An 11,974-nucleotide genomic window follows, 5' to 3' on the forward strand; every position below is an offset into this window, starting at 1 on the left:
TGCACGACCACATCGACCGCCCTCGATGCCGATTCCACCGCTGTCCCTCGCGGTGGGCGCCGCGCACGGTCCGGCCCGGTCACCGTCCGGCCGCCCGCCTCGTCTGCCCTGACTCCAGGGCGGCCGGACACAGCCCCCGGGCGCTGGGAAGGACCGCGCGATGAACGCCACCGCCCAGCAGCCCGTCCGACGGCAGCGGCACGACGCGGGGGAGCGGCCCTTCATCGTGATCTGGGAGTCCACCCGGGCCTGCCCGCTGGCCTGCCTGCACTGCCGCGCCGAGGCCGTGCCCGACCGCGACCCGCGCGAGCTGGACACCGCTGCCGCGAAGGACCTGCTGGACCAGGTGGCCTCCTTCGGCCGGCCCGCGCCGCTGTTCGTGATCACCGGCGGCGACCCGTTCCAGCGCCCCGACCTGACCGAACTCATCGTGCACGGACGGGAGATCGGCGTCCGTGTCGCGGTGTCACCCTCCGGCACGCCGACGCTCACCCCCGAGCGGCTGCGGGAGCTGCACGCGGCCGGCGCGGTCGGCCTCTCACTGAGCCTGGACGGCTCCACCGCCGACCTCCACGACACCTTCCGCGGTGTGCCCGGGGTGTTCCGCTGGACCCTTGACGCCTGGGACACCGCACGCGCCCTCGGCATGAAAGTACAGATCAACACCACGGTCGCCCGGCACAACCTGCACGACCTCCCCGACATCGTCCGTCTGGTCGCCGAGCACGGCGCGATGCTGTGGAGCGCCTTCTTCCTGGTGCCCACCGGCCGTGGCCGCACCCTCGGCGCACTCACCCCGGCGGAGACGGAGGACGTGCTCAACTTCGTCCACGACGTCGGCCTGACCGTGCCCGCCAAGACCACCGAGGCCCACCACTTCCGCCGCGTCGCCCTGCAGCGACGGGTCCTCGCCGCCACCGGCGACGACCATGTGGCGGTGCTCGGACTCGGGCCGCTGTACCGGGAGTTGCGCGAGCGGGCCGCCGAGCTGGGCCTGGACGCCGCAGCGCGCCGGACGCGACGCCCGCCCCTGGACGTCAACGCGGGCCGCGGCTTCGTCTTCATCTCCCACACCGGCACCGTGCACCCCAGCGGCTTCCTGCCGCTCGGCGCCGGAAGCGTCCGCGAGACACCGCTCCCGGAGATCTACCGCACCTCCGAGCTGTTCACCGGACTGCGGGACGCCGACCGGCTGGGCGGGCGGTGCGGAGCGTGCGAGTTCCGCCGTGTCTGCGGCGGCTCGCGATCGCGCGCCTACGGCGTCACCGGTGACCCGTACGCCGAGGAACCGTGGTGCGGATACGTCCCCGGATCCTTCCCCCACCAAGCGGAGCTGGCCGCGCTGCTGCCCGATGCCGCCGACAGCAGGAACACCCCGCACGAGGACGGCGACGCGGGTCCGGACCAGCACCGAGGAGCGGCATGACCACCATCGCCGGCGGGCCCACCGGGACAGGCGACGCGAGCGGGCCGGCCAGGTACCCCAGCAGGTTCGGAGCGTCCGGAGTGAAGTCCCGGCATCTGCGCGCCCACGTCCTGGTCGTGGCGTGGCTGGCCCTGGCCCTGCTCGCGGCCGCGGCGCAGGAGACCGTGCCGGTGGCCCGCTGGACGTCCGTGCACCTGTTCCTGCTCGGTGCCGTCACCACCGCCGTCCTGGTGTGGAGCGAGCATTTCGCCGTCGCACTGCTGCACGCGAAGATCCCCGACGAGCGCTGGAGCACCGCCCGGCTCGCGACGGCCAACCTCGCCGTGGCCGGGCTGATCACCGGTGTGTGGACCGCCACTCCCGTGCTGACCGCCGTCTCCGCCGCGTTGCTGGTGGCCGCGGCCGGCGCGCACCTGATGATGCTGGTCCGCCTGGGGCGGGGCGCGCTCGGCGGACGGCTCAAGCCGATCGTCTCCTACTACCGGGCGGCCACCGCTGCCCTGATCGCCGGCGCCGTCCTGGGCTGGATGCTGTCGGGCGGCGGGGCCGGCGGGCCCGACCGGTACGCGGGACTGCGCCTGGCGCACATCCACGTCACGTTGCTCGGCTGGATCGGTCTGCCCGTCCTGGGCACGCTGTTCATGCTGTGGCCGACCGTGCTGGGCGTACGGATGAGGGACCGCACCGCCAAGGTGTCCCGATGGGTGCTGTGGCTCACCGGCAGCGGACTCCTGGTCGCGGCCGCCGCTCTGGTCCTCGGCTGGCGCCGGCCCGCCGCGGCGGGCCTCGCCCTCTACGTGGCGGGCGCGGCCCTCGCCGTCCACCTGCTCGTCCGTACCGTACGCGGCAGCCGTCCCGTCTCCGCGGCAGCGGCCTGGATGCTCGCCACGGGCACCTGCTGGCTGCTGATCGCCGCGGCGGCCGACCTGGCATGGCTCGCCGCCCGGCCGCTCGCGGAAGCACAGGCCGAGATCGACGCGCTGCTGCCGGTGCTGCTCATCGGCTTCGTCGCCCAGGTCCTCATCGGCGCCCTCACCTATCTGCTCCCGGTCGTCCTCAGCAGCGGCCCCGAAGACCGGGCCGCCGTACGGGCGCTGCTCGAACGGGGCTGGCTGCCGCGGCTGGCGACCCTCAACACCGGTGCGGCGCTCGTCGCGCTCCCGCTGCCCGGCCCCGCCGCCACGACCGGCACACTGCTGGCCGCGCTGGCCGGGGCCGCGTTCCTCACCCTCGCGGTGCCGGCACTCGTCCGCGGTGGCCGTAAGGCGTCCCAGGAAGCGGGGACCGCCGGTGCGTCCGGGCGCCCCGCGCTGTGGGGCACGGCCGCGGGCGTCGTCCTGACCGTGCTGGCCGTGCTCGTGGCCAACAGCGGGGGCGACACCGGCGACCCGGCCGTCGCCTCCGCGGCGGGAAGCGGGGCCGCGGCCGCGCACCGCACGGTCGAGGTGACCCTCGCCGACCTGCGCATCCGTCCGGGCCGGATCGAGGTCACCGAGGGAACGGCGCTGCGGCTGAAGGTCACCAACGCCGACGCCCGGCGTCACGACCTCAAAGTCGAGTCCGGCCCGTCCACTCCGATGCTCGGCACGGGCGACAGCCACACCCTCGACCTGGGAACCATCACCGGGGACCGCGAGGCGTGGTGCACCCTGCCCGGACACCGGGCCGCCGGGATGACCATGGACATCGTCGTGAAGGGCACCGCGAAGGACGCCACGGCCGGACACGCGGACGGTCACGGCGGGCACTCGGCCGCCGCCACCCCGGACGGGCTGGATCTCACCGCCGACTTCTCCGACACCTGGCATTCACGCGACGCCGGCCTCGCCCCCGCGCCGGGCGGCACGGTCCACAGGACCGAACTGCACGCCGCCCACACGACGGTGGAGGTCGCCCCGGGCGTGAAACAGCAGATGTGGACCTTCGGCGGCAGCGCACCCGGCCCCACCCTGCGCGGCAAGGTGGGCGACGTCTTCGAGATCACCCTGGTCAACGACGACACCGGCATGGGCCACGGCATCGATTTCCACGCCGGCGCCCTCGCCCCCGACAAGCCCATGCGCACCCTCGACCCGGGGGAGCGGCTGGTCTACCGGTTCCGCGCCGAGAAGGCCGGAGCATGGCTGTACCACTGCAGCACCGCGCCGATGCTCCAGCACATGGGAAACGGCATGTACGGCGCCGTGATCATCGACCCGCCGGGCCTGGCGAAGGCCGACCACGAGTACGTGCTGGTCTCCTCCGAGCTGTACCTCGGCACACCCGGCAGCACGGCCCAGGTGACGAAGATGCGTCAGAACACCCCGGACGCCTGGGTGTTCAACGGCATCGCGGCCCAGTACGCGAAGGAGCCGCTCACGGTGAAGGCGGGCGAGCGGGCCCGGTTCTGGGTGATCGCGGCCGGGCCGAGCGACGGCGTCGCCTTCCACGTCGTCGGCACCGTCTTCGACACCGTGTACAAGGAAGGCGCCTACACGCTGAAGCCCGGCGACGCGGGCGGCGCACAGGTGCTGGACCTGGCCCCGGCGCAGGGCGGCTTCGCCGAGACGACGTTCCCCGAAGCCGGCCACTACCCGTTCGTCGACCACGACATGCGTCACGCCGAGGCCGGCGCGCACGGAACGGTGGAGGTGAGCAGGTGATGGACACCGTCGGCTGGTGGTCCCTGGTGCGTTTCGCGCACGTGGCCGGCGCCGCCCTGTGGGTCGGCGGCCAGCTGGCCCTCACCCTGGTGATCCTGCCGCTGGCCCGCCGTCTGCTCGGCCCGGAGGCCAAGGACCGCTTCACCGCCGCGGCGGGCCGCCGGTTCGGGATGCTCACCGGGGCGGTGTTCCTGCCCGTGCAACTGGCCACCGGCTGGGCGATGGCCTGGCACCGGGGAGTCACCTGGGCCTCGCTCGCCGAACCCGGCTACGGCCGCACCCTGGCCGCCAAACTCGCCCTGTTCGCGGTGGTGATGCTCGCCGCGGCCGGACACGGCATCGCGCACGCGAAGGGCCGCGCCGAGCTTGCCAGGTCCCTGGCGGTCGTCTCCCTTGTCGGCTCACTCGGCGTCGTCCTGCTCGCCACCGCCCTGCCCGCCACATGAGCCGCGGCCACGAAGAAGAAGAAGGAGGCAGCATGCGCACCCGAGACGCACTTGACGCAGCCACCGTGGAATCGCTCCTGGCGGCCGCCGTGGCAGCACCGTCGATCCACAACACACAGCCCTGGCGCTTCGGTCTCGACGTCCACCACCAGGTGCTGGAGGTCCGTTCCGCGCCGCAGCGCACACTCCCGCTGACCGATCCCCTGCACCGCGCCCAGTACCTGTCCGTGGGCGCCGCGGTCTTCAACCTCCGCCTCGCCGCCCTCCACCTCGGCCGGCGACCGGAGGTGAGGCTGCTGCCGGACCCGTACGAGCCCGGCCTGCTGGCCACCGTACGACTCACCGGTTCCGTGGACGCGGAGGACCAGCCGGCGGACCCCGGTCTCTACGAAGCCATCGCGCGGCGGCACACGAGCCGGATGCCGTTCACCGGCCGCCCGGTGCCCGAGCCGATCGTGGCGGAGATGACGGCGGCGGCCCACGCCGCCGGCGCCCGCCTGCACGTACCGGACATCGCCGGAACACGGCGGCTGCTGCGCCCCACTGCCGCCGCCGAGGCACGCAACCACACCCACCGGGACCGCACCGCCGAAACCCTCACCTGGATCACCGCGCCAGGAAGGGACTCCTCCTACGGCATCCCCGTCACGGCCCTCGGTCCGCCGGACGCGGCCGGGCGGATGCCGATGCGGGACTTCACCGGCCCCCTCCGCGCCGTCCGCCGGCCGGCCCTGTGGTTCGAACGCCATGTCCAGCTCGGTCTGCTGTGGACGGCACACGACCGGCGGGAGGACTGGCTGAGGGCGGGCCAGGCCCTGCAGTACGTCCTCCTCACCGCAACCGCCCACGGTCTGCGCACCTCACTCCTGCACCAGGCCATGGAATGGCCCGACCTGCGGGCCGCGACCGCCCTCCCGCGACACAAGCGGTGCCACCCGCACGTGCTGATCCGCTTCGGCTACGGCCCGGACGGGGCCGTCACACCGCGAGCGCCGGGGCTCTCCGCTGCTGCCGGAGCCGGGCCGCACATCACAACGGACCGGGTGTCCCCCTGAGTTCGCGTCCGGTGACCATCTCCGATGCGATCCGGACGAACACCGTCTCCCGCTGGGGCATCCACGACGTGGGCCCGGTCTCCCGGAGCCGGTCGTGCTCGGCCGGATCGGTCACGACGGTGGCCCGTCCGGTGACGACGACGCTCCAGCCGGACCGGGTCGCGGCGTCGAACTCGTCCGCTTCGAAGGCGACCACGACGCCGTCGATGGCGCGGACGAGGTCGGAGTCCGGTGAGGTGCGCAGCAGCACGGAGGAGTCCGTGTCGAGGGAGAAGTTGATGGGCAGGACCGCGGGCAGCGCGTGCCGGGTGTAGACCACGCGGCCGACCGGCACCTTGGCGAGCAGGCGCAGGCAGTCCTGCCGGTCGATTGCGCGAAAGGCGTCGTTCTGGGACATCAGCCCATCGTCCCCGCCGTCGCCCTGCGGAGGTAGGGCCGACCGGCCCTACCGCAGGGGCGTGCGGCCGACCGGTCGCAGCCCATGCTTCGTCGGAGCCGTGCGGGCAACACGGTACAGGGGGCCGTGCGGCGGGACGTCCGGGTCCGGCCCCGGGGGCCGTCGGTCCGCCGGCAGGGACGGATGGCCCATGCCGCCGTGGATCCCTGGTGCGGAGAGTGGTTCCGGGACGCCGTTCCGCAGGCAAAGGGCCTGCGGGCGTGTGCGATCCCGGTGGTGCAGTCACCCCGAAGAGGAAAAGGACGGACAACATGGTCCAGCCGATGAGGTCGAAGAGCGGCAGCTCACCGTCAGACGGGGCGGTGTCCGGCCGGGCATGGCTGATGCTGGCACTGGCCACCGTTGGTTTCGCCGTGAACTTCTGGGCGTGGGCGCTGCTCAGCCCCCTCGGCCCCCGGTTCAAGGACGGGCTCGACCTGTCCTCGTTCGAGCAGTCGCTGCTGGTGGCGGTGCCGGTCGTGGTCGGCTCCCTGGGCCGGATCCCGGTCGGCGCGCTGACCGACCGGTTCGGCGGCCGGGTGATGTTCCCGATCGTGTCGGCGGCCACCGTCGTGCCGGTGCTCTACCTCGGCCTGGCCGGACACTCCTCCCTCGGCGCCCTGCTGATCGGCGGGTTCTTCCTCGGCATCGGCGGTACCGCGTTCGCCGTCGGCGTGCCGCTCGTCAACGCCTGGTTCCCGCCCCAGCGGCGGGGACTCGCCATCGGCGTCTTCGGCGCCGGCATGGGCGGCACCGCCATCAGCGCCCTGACCACCGTGAAGCTGGTCGACGCCTACAGCATGTCCACCGCGTTCCTGATCACCGCCGCGGTCCTCGCCGTGTACGCGGTGGCCGCCGCAACTCTGCTGCGCGACGCGCCCGGCCGCACCGTGCCGACCGAGCCGCTGGCCCGCCGGCTGGCCGCCACCACCAAGCTCCCCATCACCTGGCAGGCGTCCGCGCTCTACGCGGTGGCGTTCGGCGGTTACGTGGCGTTCTCCGTCTACCTGCCCACCTACCTCAAGACCGGCTACGGCCTCACCCAGGCCGACGCGGCGAACCGGATGGCCGGGTTCGTCCTCCTCGCGGTGGCGATGCGCCCGATGGGCGGCTGGCTGTCCGACCGGCTGGGCCCGGTCCGGGTGCTGGCCGGCTCGCTGGCCGTGGTCGTGGCCGGAGCGGTCGTGCAGTCCTTCACTCCGGCCCTGGCGCCGGTGGGCACCCTCGCCTTCCTGGCCATGGCCGCCGCGCTCGGCGCGGGCAGCGGGGCGACCTTCACCCTGGTGTCGCTGCGGACCCCGGCCGAGCAGGTGGGCTCGGTCACGGGTGTGGTCGGCGCAGCGGGCGGCCTGGGCGGCTTCCTGCCGCCGCTGGTGATGGGCTCGCTGTACGGCGCGTACGGCACGTACGCGGCCGGACTGGTCCTGCTGGCGATCGTGGCGGCCGCTGCGCTCGCCTACACCCTCACCGGTGTGCGCGCCTCGGCCGAGGCCGGCGGGCGCGAGCCGCGCGCCGGCCGCCGGCCCCGCACCAGCGCCGGCACCGCCGCCTAGGCGGACCGGACGAAGAGGAGCGAAGGACGCCGAGAACAACGAGAAGCAGGGAGAAGACCGGTGTGTGAGTACTGCGGATGTCAGTCGCTGGCGTCGATCGAGGAGCTGACCCGCGAGCACGACGAGGTCGTCCGCCTGATCAGCCATCTTCGCCTCGCCCAGCGGGCCGGGGACGTGGCCGGGATGGCGCAGCACGCCCGCGGGATCGCGGCCGTGCTCGGTCCTCACACACAGGTGGAGGAGCACGGTCTGTTCCCCGCGATGGCCGGAGACTTCCCGGACCAGATCGCCGCCCTGGAGGCCGAGCACCGCCGCATCGAGGCGGTGCTGGCCGAGGCCGCCGACGGAGTGACGCCCGCCGACCCGACGTGGCCGGACCGGCTCGTGGAGGCGATGGCCATGCTGCGCGATCACATCCTCAAGGAACAGGACGGCGTCTTCCCGGCGGCGCTCGCGCATCTCAGCACCGAGGAGTGGGAAGCGGTCGAGGCCGTGCGCGCCGAGGCGGGCAGCAGCCTGGCCCGGCCGGCCGCACCCTGACGCCATCCTGGGGGCAACCCACGTGAGCCCTGTGTCGTCGTGTTTCGGGAGTGGCTGTTGACCTTCCGGGGGACAGCGGTCGTAGAGTCGTCATCGGCCGTAACCGATCACGATTCGAACGGGCGAGGGCGCCCGGAGCGGAGTGTCACGGTGAGCGCGGAGACCAGCCCGGAGCAGACGCGGACGGGCATGGACAGCGATCTGGCGGAGGCGCTGGTGCGCTCACGCCGGTTCTTCAGCCGACGGGCGGAGGTCTCCGACGACCTGCGCACCCTGCACCGCAAGGGCGGCAGACAGGCGGACGAGTTCTACCGGGACCGCTGGTCGCACGACAAGGTGGTGCGCTCGACCCACGGCGTGAACTGCACCGGCTCCTGCTCCTGGAAGGTGTACGTCAAGGACGGCATCATCACCTGGGAGGCACAGCAGACCGACTACCCCTCGGTCGGCCCGGACCGCCCCGAGTACGAGCCCCGGGGCTGCCCGCGCGGGGCGGCCTTCTCCTGGTACACGTACTCGCCGACCCGGGTGCGCTACCCGTATGTGCGGGGCGTGCTGCTGCAGATGTACCGCGAGGCCAAGGCCCGCCTCGGCGACCCGGTGGCGGCCTGGGCGGACATCGTCTCCGACCCCGCGAAGGCGCGCCGCTACAAGCGGGCGCGCGGCAAGGGCGGTCTGGTACGGGCGAGCTGGGACGAGGCGGTCGAGATGATCGCCGCCGCGCATGTGCACACGATCAAGGAGTACGGGCCGGACCGGCTGGCCGGGTTCTCCCCCATCCCGGCGATGTCGATGGTCTCGCACGCCGCCGGGGCGCGCTTCTACTCCCTGCTCGGCGGAGCGATGCTGTCGTTCTACGACTGGTACGCGGACCTGCCGGTCGCCTCCCCGCAGGTCTTCGGCGACCAGACCGACGTACCGGAGTCCGGAGACTGGTGGGACGCCGGGTATCTGATCATGTGGGGCTCGAACCTGCCGGTGACCCGGACCCCGGACGCGCACTGGATGGCGGAGGCCCGCTACCGCGGCCAGAAGGTCGTCGCCGTGTCGCCCGACTACGCCGACAACGTGAAGTTCGCCGACGAGTGGCTCGCCGCGCAGCCCGGCACCGACGGGGCCCTCGCCATGGCCATGGGCCACGTGATCCTCAAGGAGTTCTTCGTCGACCGGGTCACGCCGTACTTCACCGACTACGTCAAGAAGTACACCGACCTGCCGTTCCTGGTGGCCCTCGACGAGAGGGACGACACGCCGGGCACCTACCGTGCGGGCAAGTTCCTCACCGCCGCCGACCTGGGCGGCGAGCACGCGACGGCCGAGAACGCGGAGTTCCGCACCGTGCTGCTGGACGCGGCCACCGGGCAGCCGGTGGTGCCGAACGGCACGCTCGGCGACCGCTACGGCGAGGGCGGCGCCGGGAAGTGGAACCTGGATCTCGGCGCCGTCGACCCTCTTCTGTCCGCCGAAGGCGCCGACGAGGCACCGGCCGTCGTCGAACTGCCCCGTTTCGACGTCCCCGACGGCAGTGCCGGGCAGCTGCGGCGCGGGGTTCCCGTGCGTCGCGTCGGCGGGCGGCTGGTGACCACGGTGTACGACCTGCTGCTGGCCCAGTACGGGGTGGGCCGCGCGGGGCTGCCGGGGGAGTGGCCGGCGTCGTACGAGGACGCGGACGCGCCGTACACCCCTGCCTGGCAGGCGGCGATCACCGGGGTCGCCGCGGAGAAGGCGACCAGGATCGCGCGGGAGTTCGCGGCCAACGCGGAGGAGTCCGGCGGACGTTCGATGATCATCATGGGGGCGGGGACGAACCACTGGTTCCACTCCGACACCATCTACCGTGCCTTCCTGACCCTGACCACCCTGACCGGCTGCCAGGGCGTCAACGGCGGCGGCTGGGCCCACTACGTCGGCCAGGAGAAGGTCCGCCCGATCACCGGCTACTCGGCGATCGCCACGGCCTCCGACTGGAACCGGCCCGCCCGGCAGATGATCCAGACCGCCTATTGGTACCTGCACAGCGACCAGTTCCGCTACGACCCGTTCTCCGCGGACACCCTCGCGGCGGCCGGCGCGGGCGGCCCGTTCGCGGGGAAGTCCACCGCGGACGTCATCGCGCAGTCCGCGCGGATGGGCTGGATGCCGTCCTACCCGACCTTCGACCGCAACCCGCTGGATCTCGCCGACGAGGCCGATGCCACGGGCCGTCCGGTCGCCGAGCACATCGTCGGCGAACTGAAGGCCGGACGGCTGCGGTTCGCGGGTGAGGACCCGGACGCGCCGGAGAACTTCCCCCGGGTGCTGACCATCTGGCGTGCCAACCTGCTGGGCTCGTCGGCCAAGGGCAACGAGTACTTCCTCAAACACCTGCTCGGCACCGACCACTCGGTCCGGGCGGCCGAGGCGCCGCCGGACGCCCGTCCCCGGGACGTCGTGTGGCGGGAGGAGGCCCCCGAGGGCAAGCTCGACCTGCTGCTCACCCTGGACTTCCGGATGACCAGCACGACCGTCTTCTCCGACGTCGTCCTGCCCGCCGCGACCTGGTACGAGAAGCACGACCTGTCCAGCACGGACATGCACCCCTTCGTGCACGCCTTCAACCCGGCGATCGCCCCACCGTGGCAGACCCGCACCGACTGGGACGCCTTCCACACCATCGCGAAGGAGTTCAGCCGTCAGGCCGCCGATCACCTGGGCGTCCGCAAGGACGTGGTCGCCGCCGCGCTGCAGCACGACACCCCCGACGAGATGGCCACCCCGCACGGCCGTGTACGCGACTGGAAGGCGGGGGAGTGCGAGCCGGTCCCCGGACGCACCATGCCGAAGCTCGTGACGGTGGAACGCGACTACGCGGCCGTCGCCGACAAGATGGGCGCCCTCGGCCCGCTGCTGGACAGCCTGGGCGCGACCACCAAGGGCGTCACCTTCAAGGTCGACCGCGAACTGGAGTACCTGCGGCACAAGAACGGCACCGTGCGCGGCGGCGCGGCCGACGGACGGCCCTCCATTGCCCGCGACGTGCACGCCTGTGAGGCGATCCTCGCCCTGTCCGGTACCACCAACGGACATCTGGCCACCCAGGGCTTCCACACCCTCGAAGCCCGCACCGGCACCCGGCTGGCGGACCTGGCAGCCGAGCACGAGGGCAAGCAGATCACCTTCGCCGACACCCAGGCCGCCCCGGTGCCCGTCATCACCTCACCGGAGTGGTCCGGTTCGGAGACCGGTGGCCGCCGCTACTCCCCGTTCACCGTCAACGTCGAGCGGCTCAAGCCCTGGCACACCCTCACCGGCCGCCAGCACTTCTATCTCGACCACGACTGGATGACCGCCCTCGGTGAGCAACTGCCCGTCTACCGGCCGCCATTGAACATGCACGCCCTGTTCGACGAGCCACAGGTCGGGGACACGGGCGAACTGGGCGTGACCGTGCGGTACCTGACCCCGCACAACAAGTGGTCCATCCACTCCGAGTACCAGGACAACCTCTTCATGCTGTCCCTGTCCCGGGGCGGCCCGTCCATCTGGATGAGCACGCAGGACGCGGCGAAGATCGGCGTGCGGGACAACGACTGGATCGAGGCCGTCAACCGCAACGGCGTCGTCGCCGCCCGCGCGGTCGTCTCGCACCGCATGCCCGAGGGCACCGTCTACATGCACCACGCCCAGGACCGCCTCATCGACGTCCCCCGCACCGAGACCACCGGTAGGCGCGGCGGCATCCACAACTCCCTCACCCGCCTGCTGATCAAACCCAGCCACCTCATCGGCGGCTACGCCCAGCTCTCCTACGCCTTCAACTACCTCGGCCCGACCGGAAACCAGCGCGACGAGGTCACGGTCATCCGCCGCCGCGCCGACCAAGAGGTGGAGTACTGA

The 11,974-nt window shown here is 72.6% G+C and carries 8 protein-coding genes; 7 read left to right on the top strand and 1 reads right to left on the bottom strand.

The genetic code is table 11. The annotated features are described in order from the left end of the window. The first annotated feature begins 160 nt into the window (after positions 1 to 160). From ACP7TJ_RS29630 to ACP7TJ_RS29645, 4 genes are read left to right on the top strand one after another with little or no spacing between them, the layout of a single operon-like run. Positions 161 to 1,426 (top strand): TIGR04053 family radical SAM/SPASM domain-containing protein, encoded by a 1,266-nt coding sequence (locus ACP7TJ_RS29630; protein WP_266403236.1) that lies wholly within the window; start codon positions 161 to 163, stop codon positions 1,424 to 1,426. Beyond that, entirely contained in the window at positions 1,423 to 4,068 is a 2,646-nt protein-coding gene (locus ACP7TJ_RS29635) for a multicopper oxidase domain-containing protein (protein WP_427766649.1), read from the top strand. The genes ACP7TJ_RS29630 and ACP7TJ_RS29635 overlap by 4 nt, the downstream gene beginning before the upstream one ends. Beyond that, the gene (locus ACP7TJ_RS29640) at positions 4,068 to 4,514 is read left to right on the top strand and encodes a hypothetical protein (RefSeq protein WP_093767422.1); all 447 of its coding nucleotides are present in this window, start codon (positions 4,068 to 4,070) and stop codon (positions 4,512 to 4,514) included. The genes ACP7TJ_RS29635 and ACP7TJ_RS29640 overlap by 1 nt, the downstream gene beginning before the upstream one ends. Positions 4,515 to 4,546: 32 nt before the next feature. Beyond that, on the top strand, positions 4,547 to 5,569 hold the full coding sequence (locus ACP7TJ_RS29645) for an Acg family FMN-binding oxidoreductase (RefSeq protein WP_425948541.1): 1,023 nt from the start codon (positions 4,547 to 4,549) through the stop codon (positions 5,567 to 5,569). On the opposite strand, the gene ACP7TJ_RS29650 is transcribed toward ACP7TJ_RS29645, so the two are convergent. Continuing rightward, positions 5,544 to 5,966 (bottom strand): pyridoxamine 5'-phosphate oxidase family protein, encoded by a 423-nt coding sequence (locus tag ACP7TJ_RS29650; RefSeq protein WP_093767424.1) that lies wholly within the window; start codon positions 5,964 to 5,966, stop codon positions 5,544 to 5,546. The two genes, ACP7TJ_RS29645 and ACP7TJ_RS29650, sit on opposite strands and share 26 nt — an antisense overlap. Positions 5,967 to 6,289: 323 nt before the next feature. Here ACP7TJ_RS29650 and ACP7TJ_RS29655 point away from each other — a divergent pair, with 323 nt between their 5' ends. The 3 genes from ACP7TJ_RS29655 (at position 6,290) to ACP7TJ_RS29665 (ending at position 11,974) form a co-directional block, all read left to right on the top strand. Next, positions 6,290 to 7,558: an MFS transporter gene (locus ACP7TJ_RS29655; protein ID WP_427767519.1), complete on the top strand. Its 1,269-nt coding sequence runs from the start codon at positions 6,290 to 6,292 to the stop codon at positions 7,556 to 7,558. A 60-nt stretch (positions 7,559 to 7,618) separates the two neighbouring features. Next, positions 7,619 to 8,098: a hemerythrin domain-containing protein gene (locus tag ACP7TJ_RS29660; RefSeq protein WP_093767425.1), complete on the top strand. Its 480-nt coding sequence runs from the start codon at positions 7,619 to 7,621 to the stop codon at positions 8,096 to 8,098. A 189-nt stretch (positions 8,099 to 8,287) separates the two neighbouring features. Then, positions 8,288 to 11,974, top strand: coding sequence for a nitrate reductase subunit alpha (locus tag ACP7TJ_RS29665; RefSeq protein ID WP_093767450.1), 3,687 nt, complete (start codon positions 8,288 to 8,290; stop codon positions 11,972 to 11,974).

This window comes from Streptomyces sp. DSM 41931 (assembly GCF_050271085.1).
GTDB classification, from domain to species: domain Bacteria; phylum Actinomycetota; class Actinomycetes; order Streptomycetales; family Streptomycetaceae; genus Streptomyces; species Streptomyces albogriseolus.

Bases quoted from the DNA above. Each gene is read 5' to 3' on its own strand.
- ACP7TJ_RS29655 (WP_427767519.1), top strand. From the start codon at position 6,290: ATGAGGTCGAAGAGCGGCAGCTCACCGTCAGACGGGGCGGTGTCCGGC.
- ACP7TJ_RS29665 (WP_093767450.1), top strand. From the start codon at position 8,288: ATGGACAGCGATCTGGCGGAGGCGCTGGTGCGCTCACGCCGGTTCTTC.
- ACP7TJ_RS29635 (WP_427766649.1), top strand. From the start codon at position 1,423: ATGACCACCATCGCCGGCGGGCCCACCGGGACAGGCGACGCGAGCGGG.
- ACP7TJ_RS29645 (WP_425948541.1), top strand. From the start codon at position 4,547: ATGCGCACCCGAGACGCACTTGACGCAGCCACCGTGGAATCGCTCCTG.
- ACP7TJ_RS29630 (WP_266403236.1), top strand. From the start codon at position 161: ATGAACGCCACCGCCCAGCAGCCCGTCCGACGGCAGCGGCACGACGCG.
- ACP7TJ_RS29650 (WP_093767424.1), bottom strand. From the start codon at position 5,966: ATGTCCCAGAACGACGCCTTTCGCGCAATCGACCGGCAGGACTGCCTG.
- ACP7TJ_RS29640 (WP_093767422.1), top strand. From the start codon at position 4,068: ATGGACACCGTCGGCTGGTGGTCCCTGGTGCGTTTCGCGCACGTGGCC.